Origin of the sequence: Rathayibacter sp. Leaf296 (assembly GCF_001423045.1) — a bacterium.
Lineage (GTDB): Bacteria > Actinomycetota > Actinomycetes > Actinomycetales > Microbacteriaceae > Rathayibacter > Rathayibacter caricis.
The window spans coordinates 1-20193 of record NZ_LMNR01000003.1 but is presented as its reverse complement, the minus strand read 5'-3'; the positions used below and the strand labels follow the sequence as shown (position 1 = coordinate 20193).

Sequence of the window (20193 nt, the reverse complement as noted above, 5' to 3'; positions counted from 1 at the left end):
ACTCGACCGACACTCCTGGAACCGCCTTCCGAAAGGGAACGATGCCCCGCGCCACCAAGCCGCTCGCACTGCTCGCGACCGCACTGCTCACCGCCGGTCTCGCCGGCTGCTCGTCCGCCGCGACCGGGTCGGAGGGTGCGGACAGCGACTTCACCCCCATCACCATCGAGCACGCGCTGGGCACGACGACCATCGAGTCCCAGCCCGAGCGCGTCGCGACCGTCAACTGGGCGAACCACGAGGTCCCGCTCGCGCTGGGCGTCGTCCCCGTGGGCATGGCCGCCGCCAACTTCGGCGACGACGACGGCGACGGACTCCTGCCCTGGGTCTCCGCGAAGCTCGAGGAGCTCGGCGGCGAGACCCCGGTCCTGTTCGACGAGACCGACGGCATCGACTTCGAGGCCGTCGCCGACACGCAGCCCGACGTGATCCTCGCCGCCTACTCCGGCCTGACCCAGGAGGACTACGACACCCTGAGCGAGATCGCTCCCGTCGTCGCCTACCCCGAGACCGCGTGGGGTACCTCCTGGCGCGACACCATCACCTTCAACAGCGAGGCCATGGGCATGGCCGCCGAGGGCGAGGAGCTCGTCACCGAGCTCGAGGGCGAGATCCAGGAGGCGGCCGCCGCCTACCCGCAGCTCGAGGGCACCTCCGCCATGTTCCTCACCCACGTCGACCCGACCGACCTCAGCCAGGTCAGCTTCTACACGACGCACGACACCCGTCCGGCCTTCTTCGCCGACCTCGGCCTGACCACCCCCGGCAGCATCGAGACCGCCTCGGCGACCACCGACGCCTTCTCGCTCACGCAGAGCGCCGAGCAGGCCGACGCGTTCGACGACGTCGACGTGATCGTGACCTACGGCGACGACGAGCTCGTGAACACGCTCAAGGCCGACCCGCTGCTCTCGCAGATCCCGGCCGTCGCGAACGACGCCATCGTCCGCCTCCCGTCCACCCCGCTGGGCACCGCCGCGAACCCGACCCCGCTGTCGATCTCGTACGTCCTCGACGACTACCTGGGCCTGCTGGCCGAGGCCGCCGACAAGGCGAAGTGACCCTCACCGCCCCGCCTGCCGCCGCGGGCGTCGCCGCTGTGCGACGTCCGCGGCGTCTGCGTGCGCTCTGGCTGCTCGTCGCGGTCGCAGCACTCGTCGGCGTGGGCGTGCTCTCGGTCATGATCGGCTCGCGCGAGGTGGCCTGGAGCGACGTGGTCGCGGCGTTCGGAGGCTCGACCGACGGCTTCGGGCAGGCTGCGGTCGCCAAGCGCCTCCCGCGCACGGTCCTCGCGATGACCGCCGGCGCCGCCCTCGGAGTGGCCGGCGTGCTCATGCAGGGCGTGACCCGCAATCCGCTCGCCGACCCGGGCATCCTCGGCGTCAACACCGGAGCCTCGCTCGCCGTCGTCACCGGCATCGTCTTCTTCGGTCTGAGCACCGCGACCGGCTTCATCTGGGTGGCGATCGGAGGCGCGGCCGTCTCCGCCGTCTTCGTCTACGTCGTCGGCTCCCTCGGCCGCGGGGGAGCGACTCCGCTCAAGCTCGCGCTGGCCGGTGCCGCCACCTCGGCCGCCCTCGTCTCGGTGATCAGCGCGATCGTGCTGCCCCGCGCCGACCTCTCGGGCGGCATCCGCTCGTGGCAGATCGGCGGAGTGGGCGGCGGCACGTTCGCGAGCATCGGCCAGGTCCTGCCGTTCCTCGCGGTCGGCTTCGCGATCTGCGTGCTCTCGGCCAAGAGCCTCAACACCCTGGCGCTCGGCGACGAGCTCGCCGCGGGCCTCGGCGAGCGCGTCGCCGTCGCCCGGGGCGCCGCGGCACTGGGCGCGGTGGTCCTCTGCGGAGCGACGACCGCGATCACCGGACCGATCGGCTTCGTCGGCCTCGTCGTCCCGCACGCCTGCCGCCTGATCGTCGGCGTCGACCACCGCTGGCTGCTGCCGTTCTCGGCCGTCGCCGGCGCGATCCTCCTCACCGGCGCCGATGTCGTGGGTCGCATCGTCGCGCGCCCCAGCGAGATCGACGTCGGCATCATCACCGCGCTGATCGGCGCTCCCGTCTTCATCGCGATCGTCCGCCGCCAGAAGGTGCGCGAGCTGTGACCGGGGTGCTCGAGCGGAGCCACTCCGCCACCGCTGTCGCGGTCGCCGCCGGTCGTCGCCGTCGAGGCGCCCGCCGCCGCTCGGTCGTCGCGGTGCTCGCCGTCGCGGTCGTCGTCGCCTTCGCGCTCTCGCTCGTCTACGGCCAGACCGTCTACACCCCCGACGAGGTGCTCCGGGTGATCCTCGGCGAGCAGGTGCCGGGCGCCTCCTTCACCGTCGGCCGCCTTCGCCTCCCGCGCGCCGTGCTCGCGGTGCTCGTGGGCCTCTGCTTCGGCCTCGGCGGCGTCAGCTTCCAGACCATGCTGCGGAACCCGCTCGCGAGCCCCGACATCATCGGCATCAGCGCGGGCGCCTCCGCCGCCGCGGCCTTCGCCATCGTGACGCTGTCGCTCGGATCCACGCAGGTCTCGATCCTCGCGATCACCGCCGGTCTGGCGGTCGCCCTGGTGGTCTACGCCCTCGCCTACCGCAGCGGAGTCGCGGGCACGCGGCTGATCCTCATCGGCATCGGCGTCGCCGCCATGCTCGACAGCGTCACCGCGTACATCCTGTCCCGCGCCGCCGCCTTCGACTTCCAGGAGGCGAGCCGCTGGCTCACCGGCAGCCTGAACGGCGCGCGCTGGGAGGAGGTCGTCCCGGTCCTCGCGGCCGTCGTCGTGCTGACCCCGGTGCTGCTGCTCAGCTCCCGCGACCTCGCCGGCACGCAGCTCGGCGACGACACCGCCTCGGCCCTCGGCATCCGGGTGAACCGCACGCGCCTCGTGGTGATCGTCGCCGCCGTCGGCCTCATCGCGTTCGCCACGGCCGCCGCCGGACCGATCGCCTTCGTCGCGTTCCTGTCCGGACCCATCGCCGCGCGCCTCATCGGCCCGGGCGCCTCCCTCCTGGTGCCGTCGGCCCTCGTCGGCGCGCTGCTCGTGCTCGTCGCCGACCTCGTCGGGCAGTACGCGCTGGGGCTGCGCTATCCGGTCGGAGTCGTGACCGGCGTCCTCGGCGCCCCGTACCTGATCTACCTCATCGTCCGCAGCAACCGATCGGGAGGGTCCCTGTGACCGCCGAGCACACCCTCACCGTCGAGAGCCTCACCCTCGGCTACGGCGACCGCACCGTCGTCGACGGCCTCGACCTCGTGGTCCCGCCCGGCAGGATCACCGCGATCGTCGGTGCGAACGCCTGCGGCAAGTCGACCCTCCTCCGCTCGATGTCGCGCCTGCTCGCCCCGCGCGCCGGCACCGTCCTGCTCGACGGCAAGGCCGTGCACCGGATGCCCGCGAAGCAGCTGGCGCGCACGCTCGGCCTCCTTCCGCAGTCGCCGATCGCTCCCGAAGGGATCACCGTCGCCGATCTCGTCGGCCGCGGACGCCATCCGCACCAGGGCATCCTGAGCCGCTGGAACGCGCACGACGACGAGGCCGTCGCGACGGCCCTGGACGCGACCGACACCGCCGCCCTCGCCGACCGCGCGGTCGACGAGCTCTCGGGCGGGCAGCGCCAGCGCGTCTGGATCGCCATGGCCCTCGCGCAGGAGACCGATCTGCTGCTGCTCGACGAGCCGACCACGTTCCTCGACGTCAGCCACCAGGTCGAGGTGCTCGACCTCCTCGTCGACCTCAACCGCTCGCGCGGCACGACCGTCGTGATGGTGCTCCACGACCTCAACCTGGCCGCCCGCTACGCCGACCACCTCGTCGCCCTGGCCGACGGCTCCGTCCACGCCGCGGGCACCCCCGCCGAGGTGCTGACCGAAGACGTGGTGCGCGCCGTCTTCGGGCTCGACAGCCGCATCATCACCGACCCCACCTCCGGCACGCCGCTGATGCTCCCGCTCGGCCGCCACCGGCTCGCCCCGCCCGTGACTCCGAACGACCGCTGAGCGCATCGGACCGTCTTGACGCTCCGCCGAGACCTCCCTACGCTCGACCCGCCTGCGGCCGTCGGATCCCGACCGGACGGGGCCGGGGGACGAAGAGGGGCACATTCCTCGACCGAGTCGGCGAGGCGGAGGTCGTGAAGCGGATCGCGGTCCGCGACGTCGCGATCGGAGACTCCCCCGCCTGATACCGCAACCTCCTGCGCGCTCACCGCGAGGCGGTCGGGGCGGGGCCGACGCGGGACCATCGTCGACCTCGATCGCCCGCCGGTCGCTCCGCTGGATGCCGCTCCGTCACGAGGAAGACCAGGAGGATGGCGAGGGCCGAGTCCCACCGCGACGCGGGCACACGGCTCTGAATCCTGCGGCGGGCATCGGCGTCGGTGAAACCGGGCCGCATTCCCTGGAGCAGTGCGAGCCGGCGTTCATACTGGCGCAGGGCGGCACTGCGCGTCTCGCGTCCGCAGGATCGCGCGGAGGACGGTGCATCGCGATCCGCTGCAGAGCGCGACAGTGCGTGCAGCGACCGGCGGGTCGCCGGCGGCGACTGCGGCGCCGCCCGACGTAGGCTGTCCGGAATGGAAGCAGAGCCCCTTGGAGAGCCCAAGCCGCGCGCTCGGCGGACGTCTCCGGACGTCACGAAGCGCCAGATCCTCGACGTGGCCAGGTCCCGCATCACCGACGAGGGCGGCCTCACGCTCGGATTCGACCACCTGCCGCTCGAGAGCTACATCAAGGCGGCAGGGGCCTCCCGCAGCTCGGCGTACCGCATCTGGAACTCGCACGCGGCGTTCGTCGCCGATCTCATCCAGGTCCTCTTCGACGACGGGGATTTCGCCCGCGGCTTCGACCCGACCACGCGCCACGCGATCGAGGAGGCGTTGCGCCGACACGTGACACTCGTGCAGGGGCCGGCCGAGGAGCGTCGAGCGCTGATGCGCGAGCTGGTCCGGGTCGGGGTGGAGGCGAACCTCCGAGCGGCAGCGGCCTCCGAGTTCCGCCGCTCCTACTGGACTCTCGCCTCCGCGGTTCCGAGCATCGCGCCCGGTCCGGCGCGCGAGTCCGCTGTGGCGACGGTCACCCGGATCGAGGCCTCGTTCCTCGCTGCGATGGCCTCCTTCTACGAGACGGTGCTGGGCCTGATCGGTCTGCGGTTGCGCGCGCCGTTCACGCCGCGCCATGTCGCCGTCCTCACCAACTCCGTGGTCGACGCGTTCACCCGCCGCTTCGAACTCGACAGGAACATCGTCGAGGCGCGTTTCGCCGGGCCCGGTCTCGACGGCGAGTCCGAGGAGTGGACCTTCGCCGCGTGGTCGATCGCGAGTGCGATCGACGGCATGACCGAGAGCTACGCCCCCGCTCCAGGAGACAGCGCCTCCTGAGCGCGATGCGGTCCGGCGAGGCGGAGCGGCATCCCCGGACCGCTGCGCGTCATCCGAACAGCACGGTGGTGGCCGCGGGCGCTGCGGCCCGCGCGAGGACTCGGCGCGGGATCCGCACCGGCACCTTCGGCGTCGGGTACTCGAGCTGACGAGCCCCGCTGAGCTCCTCGAGGGGCAGGAAGCGCCGCATCGGACGCACGAGGTCGTCGCCGAGCATGGCGTAGGCGTCCCCGCCGGCCGAGACGGTCGCGACGCGTGCGGTGAAGGCGACGAGCGAGGCCAGCATGTGAGCGCGGCGTCCGCCGCTGTCGGCGAGGACCCACAGTCGGCTGACCTCGATGCTGTCCGCCGGGAGCGGGCCGTCGAACAGGTCCCCGAAGTGCGCCTCGCTCTCGATCGGGAGCGGCACCGGAGTCGGGACGCCGCTGCGCGGGAACGTGCGGAAGATCAGACGGACCCCGCCGCAGATCCGTGCGCGGCGGTCGCCGAGGTTCTCGGCGACGACGATCGCGCAGGCGCGGTCGTCGTCCGCATCGCGTTCGTCGCCGGCGAGCAGACCGCCGCCCACGAAGACGTCTTCGCGGACGGCGTACATCCGCGAGACGAGTTCCTCGTGGTCGGGTACCGGCTCGGAGCCCTGGGCGGCGACGAGGACGGCGAAGCCGCTGTGCGGGCGGGAGTCGAAGACGTCCGTCGCAAAGGGGGCGGACGCCGGGGAGGACAGGGTGACACGGTGCCGAAGGGACATCGACACTCCTTTCGAAGGTGGTGTCCCTGTCACCGATCCCCAACCCGGGCGTGCGGGAGTGCCGCACGACGCGTCGGCGGATGCGCGTCAACGGCACCGGCCCGGCCCGCGCGCGACGGGTCGTCCGACCCGGGCAGCGCCGCCGAACGGTCTCCGGGGTCGCGACTCAGCGCCTCGTCGGCGACCGGGCGGCGCGAGGAGGCGCGAGGCAGCGCGTCTCCGGCGGCCGGCCCCGGGCGTCAGGAGGCGCGGCGCAGCATCAGTCCCGTCCGCGAGGCGCGCACATGACGGACGTGTAAACGGTTCCAGACACCACCCCGGGCGGCGTATACGATTCTTCACAGCCCGTGGCGGGCGGCCGTCGCCGGCGGACACCGCCGCATCCTGCCCCCGACCAGAGGTTCCCCCGCCGTGTCTGCTCCCTCCGCGCGCCCCGACGCCTCCGCTCTGCGCGGGCTCCGAGCGCTCCTGTTCGATCTCGACGGCGTCCTGACGCCGACCGCCGACGTGCACATGCACGCGTGGTCGCGGCTTTTCACGTCGTACCTCGAGTCGAAGGGGATCGCCGAGGGCTACTCCGACGCCGACTACTTCCGCTCCATCGACGGGCGCCCCCGCTACGACGGCGTCCGGGCGCTGCTCGCCTCCCGTGGCATCGTGCTGCCCGAGGGCGAGCCCACCGACGACCCCGCGCTCGAGACGGTGTGCGGGCTCGGCAACCGCAAGAACGCGGCGTTCAACGCCGTGCTCGAGGCGGACGGGGTCGCGCCGTACCCGGGTTCGCTCGCGTTCCTCGACGCCGCGATCGCCGCGGGGGTCGAGGTCGCCGTCGTGACCTCCTCCCGCAACGGCGTGCCCGTGCTCGTCGCCGCCGGTCTGCGCGACCGCTTCGAGGTCATCGTCGACGGCCTGCTCGCCGCCGAGCGCTCCATCGCGGGCAAGCCCGCCCCCGACACCTACCTCTACGCCGCCGAGCTGCTCGGACTCACCGCCGCCGAGTGCGCCGTCGTCGAGGACGCGCACTCCGGAGTGGCCGCCGGCCGCGCGGGCGCCTTCGGACTCGTCGTCGGAGTCGACCGCGGAGTCGGCGCCGAGACCCTGCTCGAGCACGGCGCCGACCTCGTCGTGGACGACCTGGCCGAGCTCCTCCCCTTCCTCCCCGTCTCCACCCCCGAGGACGCCGCATGAACCCCATCACCTCCGACCCGCTCGACCGCAACCGCTTCCCGGTCGACGAGTGGGCCCTGCTCGAGACCGAGTTCGCGAGCGAGCTGCAGGGGCGCACCGAGACGCTCTTCGCGACCGGCAACGGCTACCTCGGCCTCCGCGGCAACGTCGAGGAGGGTCGCGACGGCTACGCCTACGGCTCCTTCATCAACGGCTTCCACGAGACCTGGCCGATCCGCCACGCGGAGGAGGCGTTCGGGTTCGCCCGCGTCGGCCAGACCATCGTGAACGTGCCGGACGCGAAGATCATCCGCCTCTACGTCGACGACGAGCCGTTCGTGCTCAGCGAGGCCGACATCCTCTCGTACTCGCGTCGCCTCGACTTCGCGAACGGCGTGCTGCACCGCGAGCTCGAGTGGCGCACTCCGTCGGGCAAGCGCGTGCTCATCCGCTCGCGCCGTCTGGTGTCCTTCACCGACCGCCACCTGGCGATCCTCGACTACGAGGTGGAGCTCCTCGACGGCGACGCGTCGGTGCTCATCTCGAGCCAGATCCTCAACCGCCAGGACGGAGTGGACGAGTACCACGCGCCCTCGGGCAGCGAGGCGGCGGGCTTCGATCCGCGCAAGGCCGAGTCCTTCGAGGACCGCGTGCTCCAGCCGCGCCTGAAGCGCGTCAACGGCACGCGCTACCTGCTCGGATACCGCACGACCAACTCGCAGATGACGATCGCGTGCGGCGCCGAGCACGTCCTCGAGACCGAGAACGAGTGGGACCAGACCTCCCAGATCGACGACGACCTCGCCAAGCACGTCTACCGCGTCAAGGCGAAGGCGGGCAAGCCGATCCGCCTGGTCAAGACGCTGACCTACCACACCTCCCGCGGCGTGCCGGTGCGCGAGCTCGCCGACCGTTGCGACCGCACGCTCGACCGCGCCCGCGAGACGCCGGTCGAGGAGCAGTTCGTCAAGCAGCGCGAGTGGCTCGACGACTTCTGGGCCCGCTCCGACGTGCAGATCGACGGCCAGCCCGCGATCCAGCAGGCCACCCGCTGGAACCTCTTCCAGCTCGCCCAGTCGACCGCGCGCACCGACGGCGGCGGAGTCGCGGCCAAGGGCGTCTCGGGGTCGGGATACGGCGGCCACTACTTCTGGGACACCGAGGTCTACGTCCTCCCGTTCCTCAGCTACACCGCGCCGCTCGTGGCCCGGAACGCGCTGCGCTTCCGCCAGAACATGCTCGAGGCGGCGCGCGCCCGCGCGGCCGAGCTCAACCAGCGCGGAGCGCTGTTCCCCTGGCGCACCATCAACGGCCAGGAGTCGTCGGCCTACTACGCCGCCGGCACCGCGCAGTACCACATCGACGCCGACATCTCGTATGCGCTGATGCAGTACGTGGCGGCGACGGGCGATGACGACTTCCTCGCGCGCGGAGCGATCGACATCCTCGTCGAGACCGCGCGTATGTGGGCCGACCTGGGCTTCTGGCGCAGCAACGGCGACGACCACTTCCACATCCACGGAGTAACGGGCCCGGACGAGTACACGACCGTCGTCAACGACAACCTCTACACGAACGTCATGGCGCGCTCGAACCTCCGCGCCGCCGCGCGCGCCGTCGAGCTGCTGAAGGCGGTCGAGCCCGCCGCGTACGAGCGGATGGCCGTCCGCCTCACGCTCGACGAGGACGAGGTCCTCGAGTGGGCCCGCGCGGCCGACAAGATGCACATCCCCTTCGACCAGCGCGCCGGCATCCACCCGCAGGACGCCGCGTTCCTCGAGAAGGAGCTGTGGGACCTCGAGAACACTCCCGCGAGCAAGCGCCCGCTGCTGCTGCACTTCCACCCGCTGGTCATCTACCGCTTCCAGGTGCTCAAGCAGGCCGACGTCGTGCTGGCGCTCCTCCTGCAGGGCAACGAGTTCACCGCCGAGCAGAAGCGCGCCGACTTCGAGTACTACGACGCTCTGACGACTGGCGACTCGACCCTCTCGGCGGTCGTGCAGTCGATCATCGCGGCCGAGGTCGGCTACCACGAGCTCTCGAAGCACTACTTCCTGTCGGCCCTCTTCGTCGACCTCGCCGATCTGCACCGCAACACCGCCGACGGCATCCACGTCGCCTCGACCGGCGGCGTCTGGAGCGCCCTCGTCTACGGCTTCGGCGGCATGCGCGACCACGGCGGACGGATCACGCTCGACCCGCGTCTGCCCGACGACTGGGAGCGGCTGACCTTCCGCATCACGCTGCACGGCACCCGCGTGCGCGTCGAGGTCACCCAGGACGCGGTGCTGCTCACCGTCGAGACGGGCGACGCCGCGGCGATCACCGTGCGCGACGAGCGCGTGCACGTCGAGGCCGGCAACCCCGTCCGCGTGGGCCTCGGCCACCAGGGCCCGCGCCTCCTCGGCGCGCCGACCACATCCGACATCGAGGGCACCCGCCGCTCCGACGGCACCGTCATCACCGCCTCCATCCCCACCATCTCGATGACCCCCGAGCCCGAGGTCCTGACCGGGCCGTAGGCCCCGTTCAAGCGGCCGGACCGCGCAGCGGGCGCCCGTCCTGCTGATCGAGCAGCCCGCGCAGCGGGCGTCTCGAGATCCGCGTTCACCAGCAGCGAAGCCCCCGGAACGACGGAACGGCCGGAACCCCGAAGGATCCCGGCCGTTCCGACGTCCGAGCGCTACGCCGCAGCCACCAGCGCGCGCACCGCCGACGTGAAGAACGTCAGTCCGTCCACGCCCGAGCGCATCGCGGCGCGGGTGTCCGGGCCGAAGCCGGGTTCCACCGCGTGCTCCGGGTGCGGCATGAGCCCCACCACGTTGCCGCGGGCGTTGCTGATGCCGGCGATGTTGTTCATCGAGCCGTTGGGGTTCTCGCCGAGGTAGCGGACGACGACGCGCCCCTCCGCCTCGAGCCGCAGCAGCGTGTCGGCCGAGGCGATGTAGCCGCCCTCGCCGTTCTTCAGCGGGATCGTGATCTCCTGGCCGGGTTCGAAGCCGTTGGTCCAGGCGGTGGCGGTGCTCGCGACCATCAGGCGCTGGTCGCGGCAGACGAAGGATCCGGCGTCGTTGCGGATGAGGCCGCCGGGCAGCAGGTGCGCCTCGGTCAGCATCTGGAAGCCGTTGCAGATGCCCAGGACCGGCATGCCGGCGTTCGCCGCGGAGACGACCTCGCGCATGATCGGCGAGTGCGAGGCGATCGCTCCGCAGCGCAGGTAGTCGCCGTAGGAGAAGCCGCCGGGCAGCACGATCGCGTCGACGCCCTGCAGGTCGTGGTCGCCGTGCCAGAGCGCGACGGGCTCGGCGTCGGCGAACCGGATCGCGCGCTGCGCGTCGCGGTCGTCGAGCGAGCCGGGGAAGGTGATGACGCCGATCCGCATGTCGGTCAGACCTCCGGGTAGTGGATGCCGACGACGTCCTCGATGACCGAGTTCGAGAGCATCTCGTCGGCGATGCGGGCGATCGAGGCGCGCACCTCGTCGGTGACCTCGTCGACCGTGATCTCGAAGCGCTTGCCGACGCGGACGCCGCTCACCGAGGAGTGGCCGAGGCGCGAGAGGGCGCCGGCGACGGCCTTCCCCTGGGGGTCGAGCAGCTCTGCCTTGGGCATGACCTCAACGACGATCGTGGGCATCGTGTCTCTCCGGAGTGTCGGGGGAGTGTGCGGGAGTCCGCGCGCCCATGGTACCGCCCGCGGAATCCCGGAGGAGGTGCGCTCAGCGACCCGCGGCCGTCACCCGGATCGCGTTCGCCCAGGGGTCCTCGAACCCGAGCGTCCGTCCGTCGTCCTGCGTCGCGATCGACGCGTGGCGCAGCCGCTCCTCGAGGGCGCCGAGGTCGTCGGCGCCGGGCACGACGATCTCGACCTGCCCGAGTCCGAGGGCGAGCTGCCGCCGTCCGGCGCCGAGCGAGTTCCAGGTGTTCATGGCCATGTGGTGGTGGTAGCCGCCGGCCGAGACGAAGAGCGCCTGCCCGCCGTACGCGATCGTGGTCTCGAAGCCGAGCCGGTCGACGTAGAACTCCTTCGCCGTCGCCACGTCGCCGACGCTGAGGTGCACGTGCCCGACGGAGGCGCCGCCGAGGCGGGGCTGCGCGATCGACTCCTCGGTGAGGTGCTCCTGGAGGAACGTGTTCGGGTCGAGGAACACGGTGCCCATCTCGATCCGCCCGTGCGTCCACGACCACTGGGTGCGGTCGCGGTCCCAATAGAGCTCGACGCCGTTGTGCTCGGGGTCGTCGAAGTAGAAGGCCTTGCTGACCAGGTGGTCGGAGCTGCCGGTGAACGAGCCGGGGTGCCGGGTCGCGACGCTGTAGACGGCCGCGGCGAGCGCCGCCTCCGACTCGAACAGGATCGCCGTGTGGAAGAGCCCGGCCGCGCGGGGGCCGGCGTGGCGCAGCTCCGGGGCGTGCTGCAGGATCACGGCGGCGACTCCTCCGCGGCCCAGCACGGCGACGGAGCCGTCCTGCGAGAGGACGTCGAGGGTGACGGCGTCGCGGTAGTACGCGACCATCCCGTCGAGGTCGGCGACGCGCAGCGTGACCGCGCCCATCGTCGTGTCGGGCGCGAGCAGGTCGGGGGAGACGGCGTTCATCGTGTTCACGCTAGACCCAACTCAGTTGTAGCCACAACTATTTCCTCGGGAGGCCGTTCGGCTTTCATAGTCGGCTCATCGGATCCGTCCAGCCCGCCCCGACACGACGGACGTCGAATGGAGTCCTGCCGCCGAGAAGGGCGGCCCGGCGGGAGGACGAACCATGAACGACACGCACGCAGCAGACGGAGCGGAGCGCCGCCTCGGCGCCGAGTCGGCACCGGAGGCGGTCGAGGATCGCGCCGCGCTCCGTCTCGACGACCGGCGCCGTCGACGCCGCGCGCTGATCGCGGGGGGAGCCGGACTCGCCGTGCTGATCGGCGTCGCAGCGGGCGGAGTCTCGTACGCGGGCACCACGGCGGCCGCGTCGTCGTCCTCCTCGAGCACCGCGACGATCGTCTACCCGGGCGGCTCGCACGGGTCCTTCGGCGGCGGCTTCGCGATCTCCCCGTTCGGGAGCGGGAGCGGGTACGGCAGCGGATCCGGGTCCGGCTCCTCGTCGAGCACGGGCACGACGACCGACGCGGTCCCCGCCTCGACCGCGCAGACCACCGGAGTCGTCACGATCGTCTCCGACCTGACCTACCAGGGCGCGCGCTCCGCCGGCACCGGCGTGATCCTCACTTCCGACGGCATGATCCTGACCAACAACCACGTGGTCGAGGGCGCGACGGGCATCGCCGTCACCGTCGAGTCGACCGGCGAGACCTACACGGCCCGCGTCGTCGGCACCGACGCGACGAACGACGTCGCCGTGCTCCAGCTCGAGGACGCCTCCGGCCTCACCCCCGCGACGCTCGACACCGACGGCGTCGCGGTCGGCGACTCCGTGACCGCCGTGGGCAACGCCGAGGGCACGGGCGACCTGGTCGCCGCGGCCGGCACCGTCACCGCGCTCGGGCAGAGCATCACGACGCAGTCCGAGACGGGTATCGCCGGCGAGACGCTGCAGGGCCTCATCCAGGTCGACGCCGACATCGTCTCGGGTGACTCGGGCGGACCCCTCGTCGACGCCTCCGGCGCGGTGGTCGGGATCGACACCGCGGCGTCGAGCGGATCCGCCGACATCACGGGCTTCGCGATCCCGATCGCGACCGCGCTCGACATCGTCGCGCAGATCGAGGCGGGCGCCGACACCGCCACGATCGAGATCGGCTATCCGGCGTTCCTGGGCGTCTCGCTCTCGTCGGGCGCGAGCCCGTCCGCGTCCGCCGCAGGGGGCGCGGGTGCTGCGGGTGCCGTCGTCGGCGGAGTGATCGAGGGCACCCCGGCCGCGACGGTCGGCCTCGCCGCCGGCGACGTGGTCACGGCCGTCGACGGCACTCCGGTCGCCTCCGCCGACGCGCTCTCGGCGGCGCTCGCCGACCGCGAGCCCGGCGAGTCGGTCACCCTCTCCTGGATCGACGCCTCCGGATCCGCCCACTCCGCCCCCGTCACCCTCACCGAGGGCCCCGTCGCCTGACCGCACGCGGAGTGGCGTCCCTGCCCGCGGCTCCGTCGCCGCCCGCAGCCGGCCGCCCTCTCCACCGCCACCCGCACGACCTGCAGGCACCCGCACGGTCTGCAGGTACCCTCACGATCCGCAGGCACTTGTACGGTCTGCAGGCGATCCGGCCGGGAATGCTCTTCCCGCCGCGAGCCGGAGTCGCAGACCCGCCGCATCCCCTGCAGATCGCACGGGCACCCCTCCCGACTCGCCGCGTTGTTTTGACTCACTCAACACAACTCCGGTAACGTCACTGCTATGACGACACAGGACGACCGCCTCCGAGCCTCCGGGCTCAAGGCCACCGCCACGCGGCGCGCCGTCCTGCACGCACTCGAGGAGCACCCGCACTCCGGAGTCGACGAGGTCCTGGCGCGCGTGCGCGTCGAGCTACCCGACACCTCCGCGCAAGCGGTCTACGGAGTGCTCTCCGCGTTCACCGACGCAGGCCTCACCCGCCGCATCGAGCCGGAGGGGCACCCCCGCCGCTTCGAGCTGCGGGTGGGCGACAACCACCACCACGTCGTCTGCCGGCAGTGCGGCGCCGTGGCCGACGTCGACTGCGTCGTCGGAGCGGCACCGTGCCTGCACCCGTCCACGTCGAACGGCTTCGCCGTCGACACGGCCGAGGTCACGTTCTGGGGCACCTGCCCCGACTGCCTCCGGGCGTCCGCGAACTGACCCGACCCCATCACCGCAGTGGTGCGCCGAACGGGCGCGCCGCCGACAGGAGGAACATGACCGAGGAACGATTCACGACGACGAACTCCGGAGCGCCGGTCGCGAGCGACCAGCACTCCCTGAGCGTCGGGGCCGACGGCCCCCTCGCGCTCCACGACCACTACCTCCTCGAGAAGCTCGCGCAGTTCAACCGCGAGCGCATCCCGGAGCGCGTCGTCCACGCCAAGGGCGGCGGAGCGTTCGGTCGCTTCGTCACCACCGGCGACGTGAGCGCCTACACCCGCGCCGCGCTCTTCCAGCCCGGCGTCGAGACCGAGATGCTCGCGCGCTTCTCGACCGTCGCCGGCGAGCAGGGCTCGCCCGACACCTGGCGCGACCCGCGCGGCTTCGCGCTGAAGTTCTACACGAGCGAGGGCAACTACGACCTCGTCGGCAACAACACTCCGGTGTTCTTCCTCCGCGACGGCATCAAGTTCCCCGACTTCATCCGCTCGCAGAAGCGCCTCCCGGGCACGCACCTGCGCGACCACGACATGCAGTGGGACTTCTGGACCCTGTCCCCGGAGTCGGCCCACCAGGTCACCTGGCTCATGGGCGATCGCGGTCTGCCGAGCTCGTGGCGCCACATGGACGGCTTCGGGTCGCACACCTACCAATGGATCAACGCGGCCGGCGAGCGCTTCTGGGTCAAGTACCACTTCAAGACCGACCAGGGCGTCGAGATCCTCAGCCAGGAGCAGGCCGACCAGATCGCCGGAGAGGACGCCGACTTCCACATCCGCGACCTGTCCACCGCGATCGACAGCGGCGACTACCCGACCTGGACCCTCTCGGTGCAGGTCATGCCCTACGAGGACGCGAAGTCGTACCGGTTCAACCCGTTCGATCTCACCAAGGTCTGGCCGCACGCGGACTACCCGCTGATCGAGGTAGGCACGATGATCCTCGACCGCAACCCGGAGAACTACTTCGCGCAGATCGAGCAGGCCGCGTTCGCGCCGTCGAACTTCGTGCCGGGCATCGCCGCGAGCCCCGACAAGATGCTGCTCGCGCGCATCTTCAGCTACGCCGATGCGCACCGCTACCGCGTGGGCGCCAACCACGCGCAGCTGCCGGTCAACGCTCCGAAGTCGCCCGTGCACTCGTACTCGAAGGACGGAGCCATGCGCTTCGACTTCCAGAAGTCCGAGGTCCCGGTCTACGCGCCCAACACGACGGGCGGCGCGCACGCCGACCCCGCCCGTGCGGCGGAGTCGACCGGTTGGGAGAGCGACGGCGAGCTGACGCGCGCCGCGGCGACTCTGCACCCGGAGGACGACGACTTCGGCCAGGCGGGCACGCTCTACCGCGAGGTCCTCGACGACGCCGCCCGTGCGCGACTCGTCGCGAACATCGCCGGGCACGTGTCGAAGGTCACGCGCCCCGAGCTGCGCCAGCGGGTGCTGCAGTACTGGGCGAACGTCGACAGCTCGCTGTCGCAGCGCGTCGCCGAGGCGCTCGAGCCCTCCGCGCCGGGTGCCGACGTGGCCCCGGAGGAAGTGGGCATCGGGGCCTGACCCCACCGCCCGAACGAGTGCGCGGTGCCGGGCTGGACCCCGGCACCGCGCGAGTCCGATGCATCCCCGAATTCGAGAGACGAGAGATGACCACCGAACGATCTTCAGAGTACGTGCCGTCGCCCCTGTGGGGCTCCTACGTGTCGAGCGGAGCGGCGCCTACGCCGGTCGTCGGCCGCTACACCGATGTCGAGCCGGCCCCGCCCCGCCGCTCCCGCGAGTACGCGGCCGCCGTGACCGGAGCCGTCGCGCTGCCGTCGACCTGACCTCCGCCTCCGCGGTCCATGATCAGCGGACGGTGCGGGCTGTCGCGTGCGGCCCCGCATCGTCCGCTTCCCTCTGCGCTCTGCGCTCCGTCGTCGGTCAGCGCGTCCCGGCCTCGTCGAGCGGGACGGGACGCGTGCGCCTTCCGCCGTCGCTCCGGCGCACGCCCGGCCACCAGAAGGCGTCGCCCGTGAGGAACACGAGCGCCGGCACCAGGACCGTCCGCACCACCAGCGTGTCGAGCAGGACCCCGATGCAGACGATCACGCCGATCTGCGTGAGGGCGACGACGGGGAGGACTCCCAGCACGGCGAAGACCGCGGCGAGCAGGATCCCGGCGCTCGTGATGACGCCTCCGGTCGAGGCGAGCGCCCGCACCATGCCCTCGCGCGTGCCGTGCGCCGCCCGCTCCTCGCGGGCCCGGGTGACGAGGAAGATGTTGTAGTCGACGCCCAGCGCCACGAGGAACAGGAACGCGAAGAGCACCACGTTCGCGTCGAAGGCCGGGAATCCGAGCAGTCCGCGGAACAGGAGGTTCGCCGCTCCGAGGCTGGCGAAGAAGGTCGCGAGCACGCTCGCGATCAGCAGCACCGGAGCGACGAGCGAGCGCAGGAGCAGCGCGAGGATCAGGAACACGATCGCCAGGATGATCGGGATGATCAGCGCCTGGTCCCGCTCCGATGCCGATTGCGTGTCGAGCGCTGTCGCGTCGCTCCCTCCGACGAGGCTCTCGGAGGCGTCGCCGTCGGCCGCCGAATACGCATCGCGGAGCGCGCCGATCGTCTCGAAGGCCGCAGCGCTCTCGGGCTCGCCGGCGAGCGTGAGGCTGAGGGCGGTCCGTCCGTTCGCGCTCTCGCCGGGGCGCACGGAGTCGACGCCGTCGGTCCCTTCGGCGATCGCGACCGCGTCCTCGACCGCGTCGTCCGGAGCGAGGACCGTGGTCTGCGCGGTGAGTCCCGCCCCGAAGGACTCGTCGATGACCGCCTGCGCCTGCACCGATTCGGGATCGCCGAGCAGCTGATCCGTCTGCGAGAGCCCGACCTGCGCTCCGATCAGTCCGAGCGAGAGCAGGGCGACGCCCAGGACGGCGGCGACGGCGACCCGCGCGGGCCGACGGGAGACGCCGCGGCCGAGCCGGGTCCAGAGCCCCGGGCGGTCGGCGGTGCTGCCGGCGCCGGGTCGCGGGACGAACGGCCAGAAGAGTCCGCGCCCGCAGAGCACGAGAGCGGAGGGGAGCACTGCCAGGGCGAAGAGGATCGCGATCGCGACGCCGATCGCGCAGGCGAATCCGAGGGCGCGGTTCCCGGCGAGCTCGGCGAGCAGCAGGGTCAGCAGGCTCAGCGCGACGGTGCCACCGCTGGCCGCGATCGCGGGCCCCGCGCTGCGGACCGCGGTGGACATCGCCCGGTACCGGTCGGGCTCGCGAAGAAGCTCCTCCCGGTAGCGGGCGACGAGCAGCAGCGCGTAGTTGGTGCCCGCTCCGAACACGAGGACCGACAGGATCCCGCTGACGGAGGCGTCGAGCGCGATCCCCGCCGCCTCGGCCAGGGCTCCCGCGACGATCCGCGCGAGTCCGTCCGCGACGCCGACCACCACGAGGGGCACGATCCAGAGCACGGGGCTCCGGTAGGTGGCGATGAGCAGCACCGCGACCACCAGGACGGTGACGAGCAGCAGGCGGAGATCCGCACCCGCGAACGCGTTCGAGATGTCGGCCTGGAACCCGACGGCCCCGGTCAGGAAGCTGTTCAGACCCGCGGGCAGTCCGTCCGCTCCCGCGGAGCGCAGCTCGGTCGCGACCGCCTCGACATCGGCCTCGACGGAGGACTCCGCCAGCGGCACCGCGACGAGGGCCGCTTCGCCGTCCTCGCTGAACTGCGGCCGCACCGCCTCCGGGGTGGTCGACAGGAGTGCGAGTGCCTCCGCGCGCTCGGCGATCGCCGAACGGTCCTCGTCCGTCAGACCGCCCGGGCGGTTCCACAGCAGGACGCCCGCCGACGTGTCCGCCGACGGGAACTCCTCGAGCAGGGCCGCCACTTCCGCCGACTCCGCGGAGTCGGGCAGTCCCGACTGCGGGAAGCCCGACTCGCCGCCCGACGGCAGCAGGGCGAACAGCGCACCGACCGCGAGCAGAGCGGACAGCACGGTGAGCCAGGCACGGCGACGGGTTCGGACGAGGAGGACGAGCGGTGTCATGGGTCACTTCCGAGGGGATCGAGGAATTAGTCAGCCTACTGACTAATTCTGCGGAGCGTCGGAGGAGTACCCGGGGAAGCCGAGTCGGCGCTTCGCGTCGGCGAGCCGCTCCCCGCTGACGTCGAAGAGCTCCGTCCCGCGGTGGGGGGAGTCGATCTCGGTGCTCGTCACCCTCACGCCGTCGGGCGACACGTCGACGATCGAGGCTCCGGACGCGGCCACCGACCTCTCGTGCCGCGGACCGGCGAGCACGTCGGTCCGGTTCGCCGCTCCCGGAGCGACCACCACGGGAGCAGGGGTCGTCGTATCCACGAACGCGTGGTGCCAGTGCCCGGCGAGAACCGCGAGGACGGTGCCTCCCGATGCCGCCTCCCACAGGTCGTGCGCATTCACGAGTCCCATCACCGTGTGCAGCGGAGCCACCGCCTTGATCGGCGGGTGGTGCAGCACGATCACGATGGGCGCGGCGGGGTCCTCGGCGATCCGCTCCCGGAGCCACGCCAGCGTCGGTTCCGTGAGCAGTCCCCACGAGGCGCCGCCCGGCACCGAGGAGTCGACGGTCAGGATGCGCACGCCTCGGACGGTGGTCGCGGTGTTCCGAGGACCGGAGGAGCCGAAGCCCTCCCGGTCGTCGTGATTGCCCAGCGCGAGCACGAGCTCGGCACCGCGCTCGGCGCACCAGGCCGCGAGGGTGCTCCGGAGTGCGGAGTAGGACTCGGGGGCACCGTCGTCCGCGAGGTCGCCCGAGACGACGACCGCGTCGATCCCTCCGACGGCGTCGTGGGCGGCGAGCAGCTGCTCCAGGCCGGCCCGAGTGTCGAGGATCCGGTTGTACCGCCCAGCGGGGTCCGCGAGCAGATGCGTGTCCGAGAGGTGGAGCAGTCGGAGCGGACGCTCCGACGCCTGCTCGAGGACGACGTCGGCGAACCGCGCCGCGCCCTCGATCCGCCGGGCGTTCCTCTCGTCGGGGCCGTCCGTCCAGGCGATCGCCTCGTCGAGCGTCTTGCCGAAGCGGAGGTGCCGCGCGACCAGGCGCGCTCGTCTCGTGGTCTCCGGCACCCGCAGGTGGATCCGCAGATCGAGCAGCGCGCTCACGTCCTCCCAACCCTCGTCGCGGAGCAGCAGGTAGTTGCCCTCGACCAGGACGACCGTCCCGTCCTCGACGGAGAGTGCCAGGGCGTCGCGAACGGGCTCCTCCACCGAGCGGTCGAAGGAGGAGGCGCTCACCGTGGATCCGGCGGGTGCCGACCGCAGCATCCGGAGCACGGCCGTGAACCCGTCGGTGTCGAACGTGTCCGGGGCGCCCATGCGGTCCCGTCGTCCCAGTTCTCGGAGTCGGGACTGGGGGAGGTGGTACCCGTCGAGAGGAAGGACCACGGACCGCGGGGTCCGTCGATGCAGCTCCTCGGCCAGAGTGGACTTCCCCGATCCCGGTGAGCCGGTGATCCCGACGACCAAGAGGGGCCGACCCCGCCGGGTCTCGCCGATGAGGGAGACGACGTCGGCGAGCGAGTCGAGGGTCGGTGGACTGCTCGAGGAGGGGGAAGAGGCATCGGAGCGGGTCATGCGCCCATTCTCGTGACCGCTGCGACCGCCTCCGAGCGACGGGACCGGCTCCGGTGGAGGGATCTCCACCTCATCCCCTGTGGAGGGCGGCCGATCGCGACACGCCCGGGATGCACGATTTCAGCCCGTCGTTTGACAGGGTGCCGCTCGCTGCGTAACTTATTCCGAGTCGCCACAAAGGCCGCAGGGAAACGGAAAGAGCAGGGTTCGCAAGAGCCTCTCCTACGTCCCGGCCTCAATCGGGACCATCCACTCGCAAGGCAGCTTCTCGGAGCACGCCTCGTGTGCAGGATGTAAAGCCTTCGCAGGATCCTCCGGATCCAGCATCTTCGCCGCTCGGCGATGGACTTCGGTCCGGCCCGGGCAACGTCGGAGCGCCTTCGAGCGTGAGGACATCGCGAAGAAGCCGGATTTGACACGGCCTGCGGATGTGCTAAGTTATACAAGTTGCCACGGCGGCGGAGAGAATGACTTCTCTACAGCTTAGCCGGTCACACAGTGACAAGCAACACGGATTTACGAATACTTCGATCACTCTCGTTGTGAAGCTCCTTTGTGGGGTGGAGGCGGGGTGTGTCCGAT

The 20193-nt window shown here is 71.7% G+C and carries 17 protein-coding genes; 11 read left to right on the top strand and 6 right to left on the bottom strand.

The window, feature by feature from the left end:
* The first annotated feature begins 41 nt into the window (after positions 1–41).
* From ASF46_RS16570 to ASF46_RS16550, 5 genes are all read left to right on the top strand, one after another.
* Entirely contained in the window at positions 42–1061 is a 1020-nt protein-coding gene (locus ASF46_RS16570) for an iron-siderophore ABC transporter substrate-binding protein (protein WP_056868670.1), read from the top strand.
* On the top strand, positions 1058–2101 hold the full coding sequence (locus ASF46_RS16565; RefSeq protein WP_056868669.1) for a FecCD family ABC transporter permease: 1044 nt from the start codon (positions 1058–1060) through the stop codon (positions 2099–2101). Before ASF46_RS16570 ends, ASF46_RS16565 begins: the two co-directional genes overlap by 4 nt.
* Positions 2098–3153 carry a FecCD family ABC transporter permease gene (locus ASF46_RS16560; protein ID WP_200919756.1) on the top strand — a complete coding sequence of 352 codons (1056 nt, stop codon included), beginning with the start codon at positions 2098–2100 and terminating at the stop codon, positions 3151–3153. Before ASF46_RS16565 ends, ASF46_RS16560 begins: the two co-directional genes overlap by 4 nt.
* Entirely contained in the window at positions 3150–3974 is an 825-nt protein-coding gene (locus ASF46_RS16555) for an ABC transporter ATP-binding protein (protein ID WP_056868668.1), read from the top strand. Before ASF46_RS16560 ends, ASF46_RS16555 begins: the two co-directional genes overlap by 4 nt.
* 575 nt (positions 3975–4549) lie before the next feature.
* The gene (locus ASF46_RS16550) at positions 4550–5353 is read left to right on the top strand and encodes a hypothetical protein (protein ID WP_157602700.1); all 804 of its coding nucleotides are present in this window, start codon (positions 4550–4552) and stop codon (positions 5351–5353) included.
* A gap of 49 nt (positions 5354–5402) precedes the next feature.
* Here the strand turns inward: ASF46_RS16550 and ASF46_RS16545 are convergent, their stop codons facing one another.
* Positions 5403–6101: a hypothetical protein gene (locus ASF46_RS16545; RefSeq protein ID WP_056868666.1), complete on the bottom strand. Its 699-nt coding sequence runs from the start codon at positions 6099–6101 to the stop codon at positions 5403–5405.
* Between the two features lie 411 nt (positions 6102–6512).
* Here ASF46_RS16545 and ASF46_RS16540 point away from each other — a divergent pair, with 411 nt between their 5' ends.
* Positions 6513–7289 carry an HAD family hydrolase gene (locus ASF46_RS16540; protein ID WP_235577003.1) on the top strand — a complete coding sequence of 259 codons (777 nt, stop codon included), beginning with the start codon at positions 6513–6515 and terminating at the stop codon, positions 7287–7289.
* Positions 7286–9790, top strand: coding sequence for a glycoside hydrolase family 65 protein (locus ASF46_RS16535; RefSeq protein WP_056868665.1), 2505 nt, complete (start codon positions 7286–7288; stop codon positions 9788–9790). The genes ASF46_RS16540 and ASF46_RS16535 overlap by 4 nt, the downstream gene beginning before the upstream one ends.
* Positions 9791–9951: 161 nt before the next feature.
* Here the strand turns inward: ASF46_RS16535 and purQ are convergent, their stop codons facing one another.
* From purQ to ASF46_RS16520, 3 genes are all read right to left on the bottom strand, one after another.
* On the bottom strand, positions 9952–10650 hold the full coding sequence (gene purQ / locus ASF46_RS16530) for a phosphoribosylformylglycinamidine synthase subunit PurQ (RefSeq protein WP_056868664.1): 699 nt from the start codon (positions 10648–10650) through the stop codon (positions 9952–9954).
* 5 nt (positions 10651–10655) lie between these two features.
* A complete protein-coding gene (gene purS / locus ASF46_RS16525) occupies positions 10656–10904 on the bottom strand; it encodes a phosphoribosylformylglycinamidine synthase subunit PurS (protein ID WP_056868663.1) in 249 nt (82 codons plus the stop codon).
* An 82-nt stretch (positions 10905–10986) separates the two neighbouring features.
* Positions 10987–11862 carry a VOC family protein gene (locus ASF46_RS16520; protein WP_056868998.1) on the bottom strand — a complete coding sequence of 292 codons (876 nt, stop codon included), beginning with the start codon at positions 11860–11862 and terminating at the stop codon, positions 10987–10989.
* Positions 11863–12025: 163 nt separating this feature from the next.
* On the opposite strand from ASF46_RS16520, the gene ASF46_RS16515 reads away from it, so the two are divergent.
* The 4 genes from ASF46_RS16515 to ASF46_RS19250 all read left to right on the top strand — a co-directional run bounded on the left by ASF46_RS16515 (position 12026) and on the right by ASF46_RS19250 (position 15851).
* Complete coding sequence (locus tag ASF46_RS16515; protein WP_082485626.1) at positions 12026–13324, top strand: S1C family serine protease; 1299 nt, start codon at positions 12026–12028, stop codon at positions 13322–13324.
* A 282-nt stretch (positions 13325–13606) separates the two neighbouring features.
* The gene (locus tag ASF46_RS16510; protein WP_056868662.1) at positions 13607–14029 is read left to right on the top strand and encodes a Fur family transcriptional regulator; all 423 of its coding nucleotides are present in this window, start codon (positions 13607–13609) and stop codon (positions 14027–14029) included.
* A 56-nt stretch (positions 14030–14085) separates the two neighbouring features.
* On the top strand, positions 14086–15585 hold the full coding sequence (locus ASF46_RS16505; protein WP_056868661.1) for a catalase: 1500 nt from the start codon (positions 14086–14088) through the stop codon (positions 15583–15585).
* Positions 15586–15671: 86 nt separating this feature from the next.
* Positions 15672–15851: a hypothetical protein gene (locus ASF46_RS19250; RefSeq protein WP_157602697.1), complete on the top strand. Its 180-nt coding sequence runs from the start codon at positions 15672–15674 to the stop codon at positions 15849–15851.
* A gap of 97 nt (positions 15852–15948) precedes the next feature.
* On the opposite strand, the gene ASF46_RS16500 is transcribed toward ASF46_RS19250, so the two are convergent.
* Both ASF46_RS16500 and ASF46_RS19245 read right to left on the bottom strand, forming a co-directional pair.
* Entirely contained in the window at positions 15949–18045 is a 2097-nt protein-coding gene (locus tag ASF46_RS16500) for an MMPL family transporter (protein ID WP_056868660.1), read from the bottom strand.
* A 42-nt stretch (positions 18046–18087) separates the two neighbouring features.
* The gene (locus ASF46_RS19245) at positions 18088–19611 is read right to left on the bottom strand and encodes a metallophosphoesterase (protein WP_157602694.1); all 1524 of its coding nucleotides are present in this window, start codon (positions 19609–19611) and stop codon (positions 18088–18090) included.
* Positions 19612–20193 lie beyond the last annotated feature (582 nt).